Genomic DNA, 18,132 nt, shown 5'->3' with positions numbered 1-18,132 from the left:
TCGCCGCAGCCACCAGGGCCTGCGGAGAGGTCATTGAATGATCAGGATTCCAGCGCGCCATCGAGGGTTTTCACCGGGCCGTACAGATTCGGACGGCGGTCACGGAAAGTACCCCAGGCGCTGCGGATGTGCTCCAGTTTGTCCAGGTCGAAAGTATGCACCAGCACGCCCTCTTCGGTCTCGTTGAGCGCTTCGACTTTCTCGCCAAACTGGTTGGCAATGAACGACGAGCCGTAGAAGGTGATGTCGTAGCCGTCCTGTTCTTCTTTGCCGATACGGTTGCTGGCAACCAGCGGCATCAGGTTGGCGCCGGCATGGCCTTGCTGCACACGCTGCCAATGGTCACGCGAGGAAATGCTCTTGTCGTGCGGTTCACTACCAATTGCGGTCGGGTAGAACAGCACTTCAGCGCCCAGCAACGCCATGCTGCGAGCGCACTCCGGGAACCACTGGTCCCAGCAGATGCCAACGCCAATCTTGGCATAACGGGTCTGCCAGACCTTGAAGCCGGTATCGCCCGGGTTGAAGTAGTACTTCTCGTGATAGCCAGGGCCATCCGGGATGTGCGTCTTGCGGTACACGCCCAAGTTACTGCCGTCGGCGTCGATGATCGCGATGCTGTTGAAACGTGCGCGTCCAGCCAATTCGAAAAAGCTGATCGGCAGTACCACCTGCAGTTCCTTGGCCAGTGCCTGGAAGTGTTCGATGGCGGCGTTGGTTTCCACCGGCGTTGCCAGTTGCAGGTAGTCCGGGTTCGGCTTCTGGCAGAAGTACGGGGTTTCGAACAGTTCTTGGATAAGAATGATCTGCGCGCCTTTGGCGGCGGCTTCGCGGACCAGCTTTTCAGCGGTAGCCAGGTTGCTCTGGCGATCCCAGGAGCACGCCATCTGGGTGGCGGCGACGGTAACGGTGCGGCTCATGAAAACCTCTCGGAGGATAACTGGGCCGACTGAGCTTGCAGGCGACCGATGACTGTGTGCAGGAATGATGGATAACTTTATATCCGATAAATATCGGCTTTAGAAGCCCGCAAACGAAAATTACAGGCATAAAAAAGCCGCTTAAACCGATAACAATCGGCTTAAGCGGCTTTTATCGGCGTGCTAGAGCGCTTCCGACAGCACCCTGTCGATGCTATCGACAAAGAAGTCCACGCTCTGGCGCGTGGTGCACATCGGCGGTTTGATCTTGAGAATGTTCAAGAAGTCGCCCGTTGGCTGCATGAATATCCCCAGGTCGCGCAGGCGGTTGCACAACGTGGTGGTTTCCTCTGTGGCCGGTTCCAGGGTGGTGCGGTCACGCACCAGCTCCAGGCCCAGGTAAAAGCCTGAACCATGGACTGCACCCGCTAACGGATGTTTATCGACCAACCCTTGCAAACGCGCCTTGAAGTGCCGGCCAACGTCCCGGGCGTTATCCCACAGGCCTTCTTCATCCATCACATCAAGTACGGCAATGCCGATCCGGCAACTGACAGGGCTGCCACCGGCAGACGAGAAGAAGTAGCCCTGCGCTTCCAGCGCTTCGGCAATTTCTCGACGGGTGATCACCACGCCCAATGGTTGGCCGTTGCCCATGCCCTTGGCCATGGTGATGATGTCCGGCACCACACCCTGTTGCTCAAAGCCCCAGAAATATTCGCCAAGGCGACCGTAGCCAACCTGGACTTCATCGGCAATGCACACCCCTCCGGCCGCACGGACTTTGGCGTAGGCCTGCTCCAGGTAACCCGCAGGCAGCGAAATACCCCCCGCATTGCCATAAACCGGCTCGCAGATAAAACCGGCCAATTGGCGCTGCGCAGCCGCTACCGCCTCAAGTTTTGCATCAACATCGCGCAGATAGTCTGCGCTGCTGTCCTCACCGCGATACGCGCCGCGGTAGGTGTTCGGGGCGATCACCGGGTGCACCCATTCAGGACGCGTACTCAACGCCAAAGGGTTGTCAGCGATGGACGTCGAAATCGCATCGGTGGCCACCGACCAGCCGTGATAAGCCTCCAGCACACTGAGCATGTCGCGCCCACCGCTGTAGGCCCACGCCAGGCGAATCGCCAGGTCGTTGGCCTCGGTGCCGCTGTTGACCAGAAAAACCCGGTCCATCGAGTCTGGCGCCAGCGCCAGCAAGCGCTCGGAAAACTCGGCGATGGCGGCGTAATGAAAGCGTGAGTTGGTGTTCACCAGCGACCACTGGCGCGCGGCCTCGCTGGCCATGCGCGGGTGACCGTGGCCGAGTACGGCAACGTTGTTGAGCATGTCCAGGTAGGAGCGTCCCTGCATGTCGATCAGGTAATTGCGCCAGCCACGTTCGATATGCGGTGGTTGCTCGTAGTAGTGCTTTTGCGAGCGGGCAAAGCTGGCATCGCGCCGCGCCAGCAATTGCTGCGCATCGACCAGCGGCTCAGCCTCGCACGCAAAGCCCAGCAACGCCTGAGGGGAGGGACACAGCGCTTTCCACGCCGCTGCTCGCGACGGCTCGACGAATGGCGGTGGGCACAGGCCCGGCACGCGGCACAGCTGGATGCTCAACAGCCCACCACTGCGACCCAGGCGTTGTCCTTGGCTGATCTGTGCACCGGTTTCAGGTGCATCGACCAGCCCACGCAACCACAGGCTGCATTGCTCCCCTTGCAGGCAGCCCTGGCCATCGTCGGTCGCCAGCCACACCCCCGCCCACGGCGCCTGAACTTCATTCACCGGGGCCTGCAACTCAACGTGCAACGCGAAAGTGCGGGGTTCCTGCGGGTTGTCGATATGGGTTTGCGAAAGGCGGTATTGGCCGTGAAGCGAGCAGGCGGCCCCATTTTCACCCGCCTGCTCACGCAGCAATTGCTGGTCGAAGCCCGGTTGTTCCCAGTTACCTGCCTGAAAGTGACTGCTCAACACGCCCAGGTCCACCGCGCTGACACTGCTGCCTTGCAAGCCGGGCAGCAGCTCACCACTGGCACCCAGCTCCAGGGCCGGCAGATCGCCACCGGCTACTTGCGCAATGGCAGCCTCCATCAGCTCGAATGGCACGCGGGTAGCAACCTCGAATATTTCCCACTCGTGGCTGAGGTTGTCGCGAATATAAGCATTGTCCGGGTCGACACTCAGTTGCTGCTCGCTGCTGAGCACCAACACCGCAGCGCGCGCGACCACCATTGGCCAAAGGGCCTTGAGTTCGACGTCGGTCAGCGGGTTTAGCGCATGGTAGGCCTGGACGGCAGGCAGAATGCGCAGCGGATCACCCTCAGCGTGGTGCAGCAGGGCCGCACAGGTTACCGACAGATCGGCAATCCGCCAGGTGTGCACCAGGTCGCCGAAATCGATAACCCCTTGCAGTTGCCACTGGCGCTGCTCGTCGCGTTGCCACACCGCGTTGTCATCGGTGATATCGAGGTGTACCGCCTGCATGGGCAATTGCCCGGTCAGCGGCTGCAGGCGTTTTTGCGCCTTGTCGGTGGCCGCCAGCAGTTGCGCCTTGCGGGCGCCCTCGGTGAGTACCGGCGACAGGTGCGCGATCAGCTCAATGGCGTGCCGTGGGTCCCATTGCAGCGTACGTTCAAGCCCAGGATGGGTGAAATCCGCCAAGGCCTGGTCAATACGTGCGCAAAGCCCGCCAAGCTCGGCGATCAACTGCGCCGGCATGAATTTAAGACGGGTGAGTGACTGACCTTCTATGTAGTCGAGCAAACGCACGCGCAGTGCCTGACCGGCCTGATCGAGCGTCAATAACTGCGCACCGCTCTTGGCTGGCATCACCGCCGGCACCGGCAGACCGCGCTCATGCAGATAGCTCAGGGCCGCGTGCTGGGCCTCAAGCTCAACAACGGTATAATCGCCGTGGCAGATTTTCAGCACATAGCGCCCTTGGGGGCTATCGACACGAAAGTTCAGGTCTTGCTGGCTGCCCAGCGAGTGCAATGAGCCACTCAACCCATAGTGTTCCTGCAACAGTTGCAGCGCTTGTTGCTCGCTGACATCGGGACAAGGCTGGCTAGCGCGGTGGAGCAAGGTACTGAGTGGCATGTTGGGACCTCATTTTTTTGCTGCTTATATCGCCACTGCTTTTGCCGATAAGCAAGTACGGCAGGGAAAAAGCGATGAACAACGAGGCGTTCCAAAGTACCCTACGGTAAAGACGTATCTGCCTTGCGCTATTTGCCACCCGCCGCAAGCTAGGCTTGGGTAGAACTTCATCTGATTCATCAAAGGTCATTGGACATGCGCATACTCATAACCGGCGGAGCCGGGTTCATCGGTTCGGCCCTGATTCGGCATCTGATCCAGACGACAGAGCATGAGGTCCTGAACCTCGACAAGCTGACCTATGCCGGCAATCTGGAGTCGTTGACCCGTATTGCGACCAATACCCGCTATGAGTTTGTCCAGGCAGACATCGCCGACCAGCCAACCGTGAGCGCTGTGCTTGAGCGCTTCAAGCCCGATGCGATCATGCACCTGGCCGCAGAATCGCACGTTGACCGCTCCATCGATGGGCCATCGGATTTCATCCACACCAACATCGTCGGCACCTACAGCCTGCTGGAAGCCGCGCGCGCCTACTGGCTCAAACTGCCAGCGGCAGAGCGTGCAGCGTTTCGCTTCCACCATATTTCTACCGATGAAGTGTATGGCGACCTGCACGGCGTCGATGACCTGTTCACCGAAACCACGCCCTACGCGCCAAGCTCGCCGTACTCGGCCTCCAAGGCTGCGTCAGACCATCTGGTCCGCGCCTGGCAACGCACGTATGGCCTGCCGGTACTGATTACCAACTGCTCGAACAACTATGGCCCGTTCCACTTCCCGGAAAAGCTGATTCCGCTGGTAATTCTCAATGCCTTGGCGGGCAAGCCGCTGCCTGTCTACGGTAATGGCCTGCAGGTACGGGACTGGCTGTTCGTCGAGGACCATGCCCGCGCCTTGTTCAAGGTGGTCACCGAAGGTCAGGTTGGCGAAACCTACAACATTGGTGGCCACAACGAGCAGAAGAACATCGATGTGGTTCGCGGTATTTGCGCCCTGCTCGAAGAGCTGGCCCCACAGCGCCCGACCGGCGTTGCCCACTACGCCGACCTGATCACCTTCGTTCAGGATCGCCCGGGCCACGACCTGCGTTATGCCATTGACGCCAGCAAGATCGAGCGCGAGTTGGGATGGGTACCTGAAGAAACATTCGAAAGCGGCCTGCGCAAGACCGTGCAGTGGTACCTGGACAACCTGGAATGGTGTCAGCGGGTACAAGACGGCAGCTATCAAGGACAACGACTGGGCGTCAGTGACTACAAGGATCTAATTGCATGACAAAAGGTATTGTTCTGGCAGGAGGCTCTGGCACTCGCTTGCACCCGATCACCCTGGGTGTTTCCAAGCAACTGCTGCCCATCTACGACAAGCCAATGATCTACTACCCGCTTTCGGTGCTGATGCTGGCGGGTATCCGGGAAGTTCTGCTGATCTCCACCCCGACCGACTTGCCTCACTACAAGCAATTGCTGGGTGACGGCAGCCAGTTTGGTATCGAGTTGAGCTACGCCGAACAGCCTTCCCCCGACGGCCTGGCCCAGGCGTTTTTGATTGGTGAAGCGTTCATTGGCGACGATTCGGTCTGCCTGATCCTGGGCGACAACATTTTCCACGGCCAGGGCTTCACCGAACAACTGCGTCGCGCCATCAAGCAGCCAACCGGCGCCACGGTTTTCGGCTACCTGGTAAAAGACCCCGAGCGCTTCGGCGTGGTCGACTTCGACGAAAACGGCTGTGCCCTGTCGATCGAAGAAAAACCCGCCAAGCCGAAGTCGCCCTATGCCGTGACTGGGCTGTATTTCTACGACAACGACGTGGTGGAAATCGCCAAGAACGTCAAACCTTCGCCGCGCGGCGAGCTGGAAATCACCGACGTCAACAATGCCTATCTGCAACGCGGTGACCTGCGCGTCGAGCGTTTCGGGCGTGGTTTTGCCTGGCTCGATACCGGTACCCACGACAGTCTGCTGGAAGCCTCGCAGTACGTGCAAACCATCGAACACCGTCAGGGCTTGAAGGTGGCCTGCCTTGAGGAAATCTCTTACCAGCAAGGCTGGATCGACCGCTCACAATTGCTGGAACGCGCCAAGGCATTTGGCAAGACCGGCTACGGACAATATCTCTACGGTTTGGCTGAAGAACGCTAATGAATGTAATCAACACTGATCTGCCCGGCGTACTTATCCTCGAACCCAAAGTGTTCGGCGATAGCCGCGGTTTCTTCTACGAGAGCTTCAACGCCAGAACGTTCAAAGAACAGACCGGTGTTAGCACCAATTTTGTTCAGGACAACCACTCCAAGTCGCAGAAAGGCGTGCTTCGTGGCCTGCACTACCAACTGGAAAACACTCAAGGCAAGTTGGTGCGCGTCACCTACGGCGAAGTATTGGACGTGGCGGTCGATGTGCGCCGCAGCTCTCCCCACTTCGGAAAGTGGGTGGGTGTAAAGCTGTCCGCTGAAAATCGTCGCCAACTGTGGGTACCGGAAGGCTTTGCCCACGGTTTCGTCGTGCTCAGCGACAGCGCCGAATTTCTCTACAAGACCACCGACTACTACAACCCACAAGCCGAATGCTGCATTCGCTGGGATGACCCGGACCTGGCCATCGACTGGCAGCTGACTTCGGCGCCCATCCTGTCCGCCAAGGACCAGGTCGGCAAATCGCTGAAAGAGTTAGAACTGCTGCCATGACCGCACGTCGACCCACCATCCTTATCAGTGGCCAGCACGGTCAGGTGTCCCGTGAACTGCAACAGCGTCTGGGCGACCTCGGCCAGTTGCATGTGCTGGGCCGTGAGCAACTCGATCTGGCCCGGCCCGAAGGTATTCGTGAACGAGTGCAGGCACTCAAGCCGGATTTGATCATCAACGCTGCCGCTCATACAGCAGTCGATCAGGCTGAGAGCGAACCTGAACTGGCTTTCGCGATCAATGCGCAAGCACCGGGTGTCTTCGCTGAAGAGGCCGCGAAACTGGGGATCCCGCTGATCCACTACTCCACCGACTACGTGTTCGACGGTAGTAAGGACAGTCCCTACAACGAAGACGACCAGCCCAACCCACTGGGTGTCTACGGGCGCAGCAAACTGGCGGGCGAACAGGCCATCAGCGCTGTCGGCGGCCAGCACCTGATCCTGCGAACAAGTTGGGTCTACTCACGGCACGGGCGCAACTTTCTGCTGACCATGCAGCGTCTGTTGCAGGAAAAGCCGGAACTGAGCATCGTCGCGGACCAGATCGGCGCACCGACCTGGGCCGGTACCATCGCCCTGAGCACCCGCGCCCTGATCGAACGCTGGCTGGCTGGCGAAGCTGGCGCCTGGGGCACGTACCACCTGACTGCACAGGGTGAAACATCCTGGTTCGGTTTTGCCCAGGCCATCGGCGAGCAGCTCAAGGCCCAAGGCCTGCCCTGCGCCAAGCTGATACCTATCCCGTCCAGCGACTACCCCACGCCGGCCGCGCGGCCATTGAACTCGCGTCTTGACTGCAGTCGCCTGCAGCAACAGTGGCAGGTCAGCCAACCGCACTGGCAGCAAGCGCTGATCGACTGCTTGAAGTAGCGCATAATGCGCCAGAGCTTTCTGGCGCATAAACGATGATCAAGATTCCACCTCTTCCCCGCCGCCCGCGATGGCGCAGTCTGGCATTGCTGGCCGTGTGCCTGGCACCGTTGCTGTGGCCTTTGCAGCACCTGGCCAAGCAGTACTACGAAGGCGAACTCGCCGGGCAGAACCGCCAAACCCTCGACCTGTACGTCGCCAACCTGCTCGGTACGCTACATCGTTACGAGACCCTGCCACAGATCCTCGGTGACCTTCCCGCCCTGCGTGCAGCCCTGGCTGATCCATTGCGCCTGGAAACGCTGACCAATGCCAACCGCCTGCTCAAGGACATCGCCACCCAGACCGGTGCCGAAGTCATGTACCTGATGGACACCCGGGGCAACACCCTGGCAGCGTCCAACTGGGACAAGCATGACAGTTTCGTGGGTCGAAACTTCGCCTTCAGGCCGTACTACTCAGAAGCGATCCAAGGTCGACTTGGCCGCTTTTTCGGTCAGGGCACGACGTCGGCCAAGCGTGGTTACTTCTTCGCCGCGGCAGTGCGCGACCGTGACGAAATCATCGGTGCCCTGGTGGTCAAGGTCGATCTGGACCACACCGAAACCCTGTGGGGCAAGACGCCTGAGCAACTGTTGCTCACCGACCATAACGGCGTGGTGATTCTTACCTCGCGCCCCGACTGGCGCTTTCGAGCCACCCGACCGTTAACCGATTCCGAACGCGAAGCCATCGCCGCCATCCAGCCCTACCCGACCCAGGCTCCGCAGCCACTGAAGCTGGTCCCCGAGGCCTGGCTGATCCAGACCCAGCCGATCGAGGAAACCGGTTGGCAGGTGAGTATTCTGGCGCCGCGAACCCTGATCGATCGCTCGGTCAATACCGTGGTCGCCATCGGCGGCGCAGGTCTGCTGGTGCTGATGCTATTGCTGGGCCTGATCATGCAGCGCCGACGCCACTACATGGACCGCATCGATTTCGAGGCCCATGCACGCCAGGAGCTGGAAAAACGTGTAATCGAGCGCACTGCCGATCTGGAAGGTCTCAACAGTCGACTGAAAAGCGAGGTACTGGAACGCGAGCAAGCGCAACAGGAACTTGTGCGTGCCCAGGACGAACTGGTCCAGGCTGGCAAGTTGTCGGTACTGGGGACCATGTCGGCGAGCATCAGCCACGAGCTCAACCAGCCACTGGCAGCCATTCGCAGCTATGCCGAAAATGCCGAGATTCTCCTTGATCACCAGCGCACCGACGATGCACGCAGCAACCTCAAGCTGATCAGCGAGCTGACCGGGCGCATGGCCTCGATCATTGCCCACCTGCGCGCCTTTGCTCGGCGCGACCGGCATGCACCGGAAAGCGTCGCCTTGCAGCCCGCGCTCGACGACGCCCTGGCGCTGCTGGCCAAGCGTCGGCGGGCCATGGCGGTAGAGCTTGTGCGCGACCTGCCCGAGGCAACCTTGTGGGTCCAGGCCGGTGAAACGCGCCTGCGCCAGGTGCTGGGCAACCTGTTGGCCAACGCCCTCGATGCGCTCACTGAAAAAGCCAACCCGCGCAAGCTCATACTCAGTGCCGAACAACGCGATGGCAACGTCTATCTGTACATTCGCGACAATGGTCCGGGTTTTTCCAGCGAAGCGCTGGCCCGGGCGCGCGAACCGTTCTTCACTACCAAGACGCGTACCCAAGGCCTTGGCCTGGGCCTGGCGATCTGCGATACCTTGATGCGTGCGCTGGGCGGCGAGTTGCTGCTTGGAAACCATCCCGAAGGTGGCGCTCTGCTCACCTTGCAACTACGCATCGCCAAGCCTGGCGCAACCTTGCCAACCTCAGAGGACCCATCGGCATGACAACCGAGCCGCTCATTGACAGCCGCGTACAGGTAATTCTGGTCGACGACGACCCGCACCTGCGCCAAGCCCTGAGCCAGACCCTGGATCTTGCCGGTCTCAAAGTCCTGCCCCTGAGCGATGCGCAGAATCTGGCTGGACGCATAGAACACGACTGGCCCGGCGTACTGGTCAGCGATATCCGCATGCCCGGCATCGATGGCCTGGAGCTGTTGCAACAGGTCCATGCGCAAGACCCGGAGCTTCCGGTCCTGCTTATTACCGGGCATGGCGACGTGCCCCTCGCTGTCCAGGCCATGCGTGCCGGCGCCTATGACTTTCTTGAAAAACCCTTCGCCAGCGATGCGCTGCTCGACAGTGTGCGCCGCGCCCTGGCCCTGCGCCGCCTGGTTCTGGACAACCGCAGCCTGCGCCTGGCACTGAGCGATCGCCAGCAACTGAGCACGCGTCTGGTCGGTCACTCGGCGCCCATGTTGCGCCTGCGTGAACAGATCGGAGCGCTGGCAGGAACCCGTGCCGACGTGCTGATTCTGGGCGAAACCGGCGCGGGCAAAGAAGTGGTGGCCCGTGCCCTGCATGATTTGTCGAGCCGCCGAGACGGCCCGTTCGTGGCCATCAACGCAGGGGCACTGGCCGAATCAGTGGTCGAAAGCGAGCTGTTCGGTCACGAGCCGGGCGCGTTCACCGGTGCGCAGAAGCGCCGCATCGGCAAGTTCGAGTTTGCCAATGGCGGTACGTTGTTCCTCGATGAAATCGAAAGCATGAGCCTGGATGTGCAGGTAAAACTCCTGCGCCTGCTGCAGGAGCGGGTGGTCGAACGCCTCGGTGGCAACCAACAGATCCCGTTGGATATCCGCATCATTGCCGCCACCAAGGAAGACCTGCGCCAAGCGGCCGATCAGGGTCGCTTCCGTGCCGACCTTTACTACCGTTTGAACGTTGCGCCACTGCGTATTCCACCGTTGCGTGAGCGCGGCGATGACATCCTGGTGCTGTTCCAGCATTTTGCCGATGCTGCCAGCGAGCGCCATGGCTTACCGGCGCATACCTTGCTGCCAGCCCAGCGGGCACTGCTATTGCGCCACAACTGGCCCGGCAATGTGCGCGAGCTGCAGAACGCCGCCGAACGCTTTGCCCTGGGTCTGGAACTGGCCCTGGATGGCGACGTTCCAGCAGCGGCCCCTCAACAATCAGTCAGTGTTGGCAGCGGTAATCTCAGCGATCAGGTCGAGCAGTTCGAACGCTCGTTGATCGCCGCCGAACTGGCTCAACCCCACAGTTCCATGCGCAGCCTCGCCGAGGCTTTGGGCATTCCGCGCAAGACTTTGCATGACAAGCTGCGCAAACATGGCTTGAGCTTCGCTGACAGTACTACCAGCACCGACGAGATGGAGGACCCGCGTCCATGACTACGGACAGCCAATACCTTGAAGCCGTGCTGCACGGCGACATTCCCCTGACCCGCGAGATGGGCATGCGGGTACTTGACTGGCAGCAGCATCAATTGCGCCTGCAGCTACCGCTGGAGGCCAACGTCAACCACAAGAGCACCATGTTCGGCGGCAGCCTGTATTGCGCTGCGGTACTGGTCGGTTGGGGCTGGTTGCACCTGCGTCTGCGCGAGGCGGGCATAGACGATGGGCATATCGTCATTCAGGAAGGCCAGATCAGTTATCCACTGCCGGTGACCGGTGCGGCAATTGCGCTATGCCAGGCGCCAGAGGAGAAAGTCTGGGAGCGCTTCATTGCCACTTACCAGCGCCGCGGCCGTGCGCGACTCAATTTGCACACCAAGGTCAGTAATGCCGGTAGTGATGAGGCCGCCGTGCTGTTCAGCGGCCAGTACGTGCTACATCGTTGAGGCCAGTTGCAACAGCTGGCCGCGCCATGGGGCCGCGGCGGGCAATGCCAGGAAGAAGGGATTGAGCAGCGATTCGCGCGGCGGATAATCGAAGGCTTTGCCATCCAGGCCCAGCACTTCACCGCCCGCGCCTTCCAGCACGCCTTGCGCTGCGGCGGTGTCCCACTGCGACGTCGGCGCCAGACGCGGGTAACAGTCAGCTGCACCTTCGGCCAGTAAACAGAACTTCAGCGAACTGCCAATATTTGCCAGCTCCAGCTCGCCTACTGCGGTACTCAGGCCCGCCAGCAAGGCTTCTTGCTGTGGACTCGAATGGCGGCGACTGGCGACCACGGTAAAAGCGCTGCCAGGCGCAGGTGCCAGCCGCACGTTGATGGCTCGCGGCTTGCCATGGGTCTCTTCAAGCCAGGCCCCCAAGTCTTTACCGCCATAGTAACAACGGCCGGTAGTGGGAATCGCCACGACACCGAACACCACCCGTCCCTGCTCGATAAGGGCGATGTTGACGGTGAACTCCTCAGTTCCGGCAATAAACTCCTTGGTGCCGTCGAGCGGGTCGACCAGCCACCAGCGCTGCCACTGCTGACGCTCACTGAAAGGAATATCGCAATCTTCCTCGGACAACACCGGAATGTCTGGCGCCAATGCTTGCAGGCCCTTGGCAATAACGTCGTGGGCCGCCAGGTCGGCAGCAGTGACCGGTGATTCGTCGGTTTTGGCCGTTACCGCTACATCTGCACGCCAGAAAGGCAAAATCGCTTCGCCTGCCTCACGTGCCAAACTCACTACCTGTTGCATCAACTGCTGGTCACTCATACGCCAAACACTCCGCGCTGGGTCAGCAGGTCACGCACCAGGTACAACGCAGCCAGCGCGCGACCTTCGGAAAATTGAGGATGCTGCGCCAGGGCAGACAATTCACGCAGGTTGATCTTGTCGACACGCATGGGCTCAGGCTCATCGCCTTCCAGGCGCTCTTCATACAAATCCGTGGCCAGCACCACCTGAATTTTCTGGCTCATGTAACCCGGCGATAGCGAAAGCTCGGTCAAATGCTCAAGCTGCCGGGCGCCAAAGCCGGCTTCTTCCTTGAGCTCACGGTCGGCCGCTGCCAACACATCCTCACCCGGCTCGATCAGGCCCTTGGGCAAGGACAGCTCGTATTCGTCGGTACCGCCGCAATACTCTTCGACCAGGACGGCATGCTCGGCATCGAGCATCGCCACGATCATTACCGCGCCATAACCATTGCCACGCCCCACAAGTCGCTCATAGGTGCGCTCGTTGCCATTTGCAAAACGCAATTGCACAGCTTCAACTCGAAACAGACGGCTGCTGGCGACAATCTCGCGGGAGAGGACGGTGGGTTTCTGGCGCATGAGGCGGCTCCTTGGCGTGAACGGGTTACTATACCGTGGCTTGCCTAGCCACCGCTGCCCTGACTGCCCGAGAATTTCATATGCCCGTTTTAGCCTGGTCCACCATCGACACTGTCTTGCTGGACATGGACGGCACCTTGCTGGATCTGCATTTCGATAACCATTTCTGGCTCGAACACCTGCCCCAGCGCTATGCCGAGCTGCATGGCATTAGCCGGGCGATGGCCGAACTGGAAATGCAGCCGCTGTTCGAGCAGCACGCAGGCTCGCTGAACTGGTACTGCCTGGACTTCTGGAGCCGCGAGCTGAACCTTTCGGTACGCGACCTGAAGCTGGAGACCGCCCATCTGATCGCCCTGCGTCCAGATGCCGATACGTTTCTGCAGGCGATCAAGCAGGCCGGCAAACGGGTAATCCTGATTACCAACGCCCACCGCGATTCGCTGTCGTTGAAGCTGGAAAAGGTTGAGCTGGCGCCCTACTTCGAGCGTCTGATCAGCTCCCATGACTACGGCTTCCCCAAGGAAAACCCGCAATTCTGGGATGCCTTGCATAACGACATCGGCTTTGAACCAGGCCGCAGCCTGTTTATCGACGACACCTTGTCGATTCTGCGCAGTGCCCGCGACTTCGGCGTGGCGCACCTGCTTGCGGTGCGCCAACCGGACAGCCGTAAAGGGCCGCGCGATACCGAAGAGTTCGCTGCGGTAGAAGACTACCGAGCGCTGCTCGAAGGGCTTTGATTACTCGGGAATGCGCAGCGACTGGCCCGGGTAGATTTTGTCCGGGTGCTTGAGCATCGGTTTGTTGGCCTCGAAAATCTTGTTGTACAGATTGGCGTTGCCATATACCGCCAGCGAAATCGCGCTGAGGGTGTCGCCCTTTTTCACCACGACAAAGCGAGCAGCGGCAACGACCGGTCCGGTTACGGTGATCTGATCGTCCACTGTGGCAACCCCTGCAATGTTGCCCAGGGCCAGGAGGATTTTCTCTTTCTCTTCCTGACTGGCAACTTCACCCGTTACCGTCACCTTATCGCCATCGACCGTTGCCTTGATGTTCGGGTTGCCGAGGCCCACCTCTTCCACGTGCTTTTGCAACTGGTCGCTGGCATTGGCATTACCTGGGGTCAACAGGTCGATGATTTTCTCGCCGGCCTCTTTGATGAAACTGAAAATGCTCATACCGCTCTCCTTGGTGATGAATCTCGGAGCCTGGAGTCTAGGACAGGTTAGAATGCTTCGCCTGCTTTGCGCCAAGGAGCGACGATGGACATCAAACAACTCAAATTCCTCATCGCCCTGGATGAAACCCGTCACTTTGGCCAGGCGGCTGCCCGCTGCCACGTAACCCAACCGACACTGTCCATGCGTCTGCGCAATCTGGAGCAGGAACTGGACCTGGCCCTGGTCAATCGTGGCCAGCGCTTCGAAGGCTTCACCGCCCAAGGTGACCGAGTACTGGCCTGGGCCCGCACCGTGATTGCTGCCTACGATGGTTTGTACGCAGAAGCTGCAGCCTGCCGCGGTCATTTGGTGGGCAATCTGCGCCTGGGTGTGGTGCCGCTGTCGAGCTTCGATCCTCTGCCGTTGCTGCAACGCCTGCACCAACGCCATCCGGACCTGAACTTCGAACTCAGCGCGTTGAGCTCCGAACAGATCCTCGACCAACTCACCAGCAACCGTCTGGACCTGGGTGTGTCTTACCTGGAGCGCCTGGACCACGAGCGCTTTCTGTCGCTGCCCCTGGGTGAAACCCGTATGGGCCTGTTGTATGACCCAGATCATTTTTGCTTCGACGAGCAACCTTTAAGCTGGCAAGCACTGACTGAATTGCCGCTGGGTCTACTGACAGCCGGCATGCACTTTCGCCAGTCAATCGATCACAACTTCCACAGCCGCGGCCTGAAGCCCCGGTTGCTGATGCAAACCGATGCCGTCCATCAGTTGGCTCAAGCGGTACGTGGCGGACTGTGCTGCGCGATCATGCCATTGTCGGCAGGTCTGGAAGTGTTCACCGATCGGTTGCGCCTGCAACCGATCGAACAGGCCAATACCCTCGCGCCATTGGGCCTGATCATGCGGCGTACAGCGCCGCGCTCGGCCCTGGCAGAAGCCTGTCTGGCCGAATTCCAAGCATTGCAAAGTGATGCCTGATCGACGCTGTCTATCAAAACATCAGCAATAGCGATTAGACGGTAACCGAGCGCAAGCCTAGGCTTAAATCAGACTAGCCGCCGGTACCTCTAATGAGTACAAAACCTCCGGCCTGCGCGGCGTCGCTACCCCTGACTGCGCCCGCGGCCAGCAACCGCTATGACTACAACTACCTGACCGATTACAGCCAGGCCAGCACAGCGCTGGCTGAAGAGGTAGCCCTGGGCATTGCCTACAACGGCATCAACCAGGCGGTAATGCTGGTAAGCCCTACGGACCTCGAAGATTTCATTGTCGGCTTCAGCCTCGGCAACGGCATCATCACTTCGCTCGATGACATCTATGACCTGAAGCTCAAGGGCCAAGGCGCCGCTATCAACGCCGAAGTAGAAATCTCCAGCCGTGCCTTCTGGAACCTGAAGAACCAGCGCCGACAACTTGCCGGTACCAGTGGTTGTGGCCTGTGCGGGGTCGAAGCACTGGACCAGGCCTTGCCGCAGCTTGACGCCCTGCCTGGCGCCCCCCTGCCGCCTGTCCACTGGCTCGAAGGCCTGCGCCAGCGCATGGACGACTTTCAACCCCTGGGCCAGTACTGCGGTGCCGTGCATGCGGCATTGTTCATGAACAACCAGGGTGAATTGCTGCTGGGTCGCGAAGACATTGGCCGACACAACGCACTCGACAAACTGATCGGCGCGCTATTGCGCCAGCAAATCAACCCTGAAGGCGGCCTGGCCATTGTCACCAGCCGCTGCAGCCTGGAGTTGATCCAGAAAGTCTTGCGTGCCGGCATCCAGACCCTGGTCAGCCTGTCGTCACCCACCGGCCTGGCCCTGCAGTGGGCGCGTCGTCACAACCTCAACCTGATTCATATTCCCAAACACAGTGCGCCACGGGTATACAGCCCCGTGCTGGAGAATTGACCGTGAGCCTGCATCATCAAGCCGATCAGAAGCCCGTCCCGCGCTATAAACCCTACAACGGCGCCGCTGGCGGCTGGGGCGCACTGCGCAGTGTGGCCCAGGCCTGGATCGGCAGTGACAACGCCCTGAAGAACATTCGCGCCCTGCTCAAGACCAACCAGAACGGCGGTTTCGATTGCCCGGGCTGCGCCTGGGGCGATTCACCGGAAAGCGGCATGGTGAAGTTCTGTGAGAACGGCGCCAAGGCTGTGAACTGGGAAGCCACCAAACGCCGTGTCGATGCCGCGTTTTTCGCCCGTCACAGCGTAACCTCACTGCTCGCCCAGAGCGATTATTGGCTGGAGTACCAGGGCCGGCTGACCGAGCCGATGGTTTATGAACCGAGCACCGACCGTTATCGCCCGATTGACTGGGATGCAGCTTTCGCCCTGATTGCCAGCCACCTGCAGAACCTTGCCAGCCCAGACCAGGCCGAGTTCTATACCTCTGGCCGCGCCAGTAATGAGGCGGCCTATTTGTATCAGCTGTTTGTGCGCGCCTATGGCACCAACAACTTTCCCGATTGCTCGAACATGTGCCACGAGGCCAGTGGCGTAGCATTGGGCCAAAGTGTCGGGGTCGGTAAAGGCACAGTCACGTTTGACGACTTCGAACATGCCGAGGCGATTTTTGTCTGGGGCCAGAACCCCGGAACCAATCATCCACGCATGCTTGAGCCGCTGCGCGAAGCGGTCAAGCGCGGCGCTCAGGTGGTGTGCATCAATCCCCTCAAAGAACGTGGACTGGAACGTTTCCAGCACCCTCAACACCCGCTGGAAATGCTCACCAACGGTGACCGCCCGACCAACACCGCCTATTTCCGTCCGGCCCTGGGTGGCGACATGGCTGTGCTACGCGGCATGGCCAAGTTCCTCCTGCAATGGGAACGTGAAGCGCAGGCGAACAACGCGCCAGCCGTTTTCGATCACGCGTTTCTCAATCAGCACACCCAAGGCGTGCTCGATTATCTGCAAGCGGTGGACGATACCTCCTGGGCGCATATCGAGGCTCAATCCGGCCTGAGCCTGGCCGAAATCGAACAGGCCGCGCGGATGTACTGCAAGGCCAATAAAGTCATCATGTGCTGGGCCATGGGTATCACCCAGCACCGCCATTCGGTTGCGACCATTCAGGAAATCGCCAACCTGATGTTGTTGCGTGGCAACCTTGGTGTACCTGGCGCCGGCCTGTGCCCCGTGCGTGGCCACAGCAACGTGCAGGGCGACCGGACCATGGGCATCAACGAACGCCCACCGGTTAGCTTGCTTGATGCCCTGGAACGACGCTTCAAATTCAAGGTGCCGCGGCACAATGGCCACAACACCGTAGAAGCGATTGCAGCCATGCTCGGGGGGCAGGCCAAAGTCTTTATCGGACTGGGTGGCAACTTTGCCCAGGCAACACCCGATACAGAGCGCACCGCGCAAGCCTTGCGCAATTGCGACCTGACGGTGCAGATCAGCACCAAGCTCAACCGTAGTCACCTGATACACGGCCGGCAGGCACTGATCCTGCCGTGCCTGGGACGCACCGATGTCGACCAGCAAAGCGAAGGCCCGCAGGCCGTTACTGTCGAAGATTCGTTCAGCATGGTACATGCCTCCAACGGCCAACTGCAGCCGCTGTCCCGACATATGCGCTCGGAGCCTGCTGTAGTCGCCGGGATCGCCGCGGCCACCCTGGGTGCCAAACCGGTGGACTGGAACTGGCTGGTGGCCGACTACGCCCGTATTCGCGACCTGATCAGCGACACCATCCCTGGATTCAACGACTTCAACCAGCGCCTGGAACATCCTGGCGGCTTCTACCTGGGCAACAGTGCCGGACAACGGCAGTGGAAGACCGCCAGCGGCCTGGCTAACTTCAAGGCCAACCAACTGCCAGACGACCTTCTGCACGAGTGCGTTCGTGCAACCGGACAATTGCCGGACCTGATCATGCAATCGATGCGTTCGCACGATCAGTACAACACCACCATTTATGGCCTCGATGACCGCTACCGTGGGGTCAAGGGCCAGCGCAATGTGCTGTTCGCCAACGAGGCCGACATCATTCGCCTGGGCTTCCACCCTGGGCAAAAGGCCGATATTGTTTCGCTCTGGAGCGATGGCCGTGAGCGTCGGGTCAAGGGCTTTACCTTGTTGGCTTTCGATATCCCTGCGGGTCAGGCGGCGGCGTACTATCCAGAGGTCAATCCGCTGGTACCGTTGGAAAGCGTCGGCGACGGCAGCCACACACCGACCTCCAAGTTTGTCGCGATCAAACTGGAAGCTGCCAGCGACAATACCCGCATCCTCTGACAGAATCTTCTGTACGACATGCACAAAAAAAGGCCCTGGCAGCGATGCCG

Annotated in this window: 16 protein-coding genes; 11 read left to right on the top strand and 5 right to left on the bottom strand. The window is 60.1% G+C overall.

All coding sequences use genetic code 11. The features are described 5' to 3' along the window. Positions 1-41: 41 nt before the first annotated feature. On the bottom strand, positions 42-920 hold the full coding sequence (aguB, locus tag V0R60_RS09080) for an N-carbamoylputrescine amidase (protein WP_136474068.1): 879 nt from the start codon (positions 918-920) through the stop codon (positions 42-44). Positions 921-1,103: 183 nt separating this feature from the next. Beyond that, complete coding sequence (locus tag V0R60_RS09075; protein WP_330079186.1) at positions 1,104-4,010, bottom strand: aminotransferase; 2,907 nt, start codon at positions 4,008-4,010, stop codon at positions 1,104-1,106. Positions 4,011-4,205: 195 nt separating this feature from the next. Between V0R60_RS09075 and rfbB the strand changes: the two genes are divergently transcribed. The 7 genes from rfbB to V0R60_RS09040 are packed head-to-tail and all read left to right on the top strand — an operon-like array spanning position 4,206 to position 11,285. Beyond that, positions 4,206-5,288, top strand: a complete 1,083-nt coding sequence (gene rfbB / locus V0R60_RS09070) for a dTDP-glucose 4,6-dehydratase (RefSeq protein WP_330079185.1) — start codon at positions 4,206-4,208, stop codon at positions 5,286-5,288. Next, on the top strand, positions 5,285-6,157 hold the full coding sequence (rfbA, locus tag V0R60_RS09065; protein ID WP_136474065.1) for a glucose-1-phosphate thymidylyltransferase RfbA: 873 nt from the start codon (positions 5,285-5,287) through the stop codon (positions 6,155-6,157). Before rfbB ends, rfbA begins: the two co-directional genes overlap by 4 nt. After that, the gene (gene rfbC / locus V0R60_RS09060) at positions 6,157-6,702 is read left to right on the top strand and encodes a dTDP-4-dehydrorhamnose 3,5-epimerase (RefSeq protein ID WP_136474064.1); all 546 of its coding nucleotides are present in this window, start codon (positions 6,157-6,159) and stop codon (positions 6,700-6,702) included. The genes rfbA and rfbC overlap by 1 nt, the downstream gene beginning before the upstream one ends. Beyond that, positions 6,699-7,574, top strand: coding sequence for a dTDP-4-dehydrorhamnose reductase (gene rfbD, locus V0R60_RS09055; protein WP_330079184.1), 876 nt, complete (start codon positions 6,699-6,701; stop codon positions 7,572-7,574). Before rfbC ends, rfbD begins: the two co-directional genes overlap by 4 nt. A 35-nt stretch (positions 7,575-7,609) precedes the next feature. Next, positions 7,610-9,424 carry a sensor histidine kinase gene (locus V0R60_RS09050; RefSeq protein ID WP_136474062.1) on the top strand — a complete coding sequence of 605 codons (1,815 nt, stop codon included), beginning with the start codon at positions 7,610-7,612 and terminating at the stop codon, positions 9,422-9,424. Next, positions 9,421-10,833, top strand: coding sequence for a sigma-54-dependent transcriptional regulator (locus V0R60_RS09045; protein ID WP_330079183.1), 1,413 nt, complete (start codon positions 9,421-9,423; stop codon positions 10,831-10,833). Before V0R60_RS09050 ends, V0R60_RS09045 begins: the two co-directional genes overlap by 4 nt. After that, positions 10,830-11,285: a YiiD C-terminal domain-containing protein gene (locus V0R60_RS09040; protein WP_136474060.1), complete on the top strand. Its 456-nt coding sequence runs from the start codon at positions 10,830-10,832 to the stop codon at positions 11,283-11,285. The genes V0R60_RS09045 and V0R60_RS09040 overlap by 4 nt, the downstream gene beginning before the upstream one ends. Here the strand turns inward: V0R60_RS09040 and cysQ are convergent. Further along, the gene (cysQ, locus tag V0R60_RS09035) at positions 11,274-12,101 is read right to left on the bottom strand and encodes a 3'(2'),5'-bisphosphate nucleotidase CysQ (RefSeq protein ID WP_330079182.1); all 828 of its coding nucleotides are present in this window, start codon (positions 12,099-12,101) and stop codon (positions 11,274-11,276) included. The genes V0R60_RS09040 and cysQ overlap by 12 nt on opposite strands. Next, complete coding sequence (nudE, locus tag V0R60_RS09030; protein WP_330079181.1) at positions 12,098-12,664, bottom strand: ADP compounds hydrolase NudE; 567 nt, start codon at positions 12,662-12,664, stop codon at positions 12,098-12,100. The genes cysQ and nudE overlap by 4 nt, the downstream gene beginning before the upstream one ends. Positions 12,665-12,744: 80 nt before the next feature. Between nudE and yrfG the strand changes: the two genes are divergently transcribed. Then, the gene (gene yrfG / locus V0R60_RS09025) at positions 12,745-13,407 is read left to right on the top strand and encodes a GMP/IMP nucleotidase (protein WP_203482631.1); all 663 of its coding nucleotides are present in this window, start codon (positions 12,745-12,747) and stop codon (positions 13,405-13,407) included. Here yrfG and lysM read toward each other — a convergent pair whose 3' ends face one another. Further along, on the bottom strand, positions 13,408-13,848 hold the full coding sequence (gene lysM / locus V0R60_RS09020; RefSeq protein WP_136474056.1) for a peptidoglycan-binding protein LysM: 441 nt from the start codon (positions 13,846-13,848) through the stop codon (positions 13,408-13,410). A gap of 84 nt (positions 13,849-13,932) precedes the next feature. Here lysM and V0R60_RS09015 point away from each other — a divergent pair, with 84 nt between their 5' ends. The 3 genes from V0R60_RS09015 to V0R60_RS09005 all read left to right on the top strand — a co-directional run bounded on the left by V0R60_RS09015 (position 13,933) and on the right by V0R60_RS09005 (position 18,082). Continuing rightward, positions 13,933-14,820 carry a LysR family transcriptional regulator gene (locus V0R60_RS09015; protein ID WP_330079180.1) on the top strand — a complete coding sequence of 296 codons (888 nt, stop codon included), beginning with the start codon at positions 13,933-13,935 and terminating at the stop codon, positions 14,818-14,820. A 92-nt stretch (positions 14,821-14,912) separates the two neighbouring features. Then, complete coding sequence (fdhD, locus tag V0R60_RS09010) at positions 14,913-15,743, top strand: formate dehydrogenase accessory sulfurtransferase FdhD (protein WP_136474054.1); 831 nt, start codon at positions 14,913-14,915, stop codon at positions 15,741-15,743. Positions 15,744-15,745: 2 nt separating this feature from the next. Beyond that, positions 15,746-18,082 (top strand): FdhF/YdeP family oxidoreductase, encoded by a 2,337-nt coding sequence (locus V0R60_RS09005; protein WP_330079179.1) that lies wholly within the window; start codon positions 15,746-15,748, stop codon positions 18,080-18,082. Positions 18,083-18,132 lie beyond the last annotated feature (50 nt).

Source organism: Pseudomonas auratipiscis (assembly GCF_036324085.1).
In the GTDB taxonomy this organism is placed as follows: domain Bacteria; phylum Pseudomonadota; class Gammaproteobacteria; order Pseudomonadales; family Pseudomonadaceae; genus Aquipseudomonas; species Aquipseudomonas auratipiscis.
Note: the sequence above shows the minus strand (reverse complement) of the source record. Positions and strands in the feature narration are given on the sequence as shown.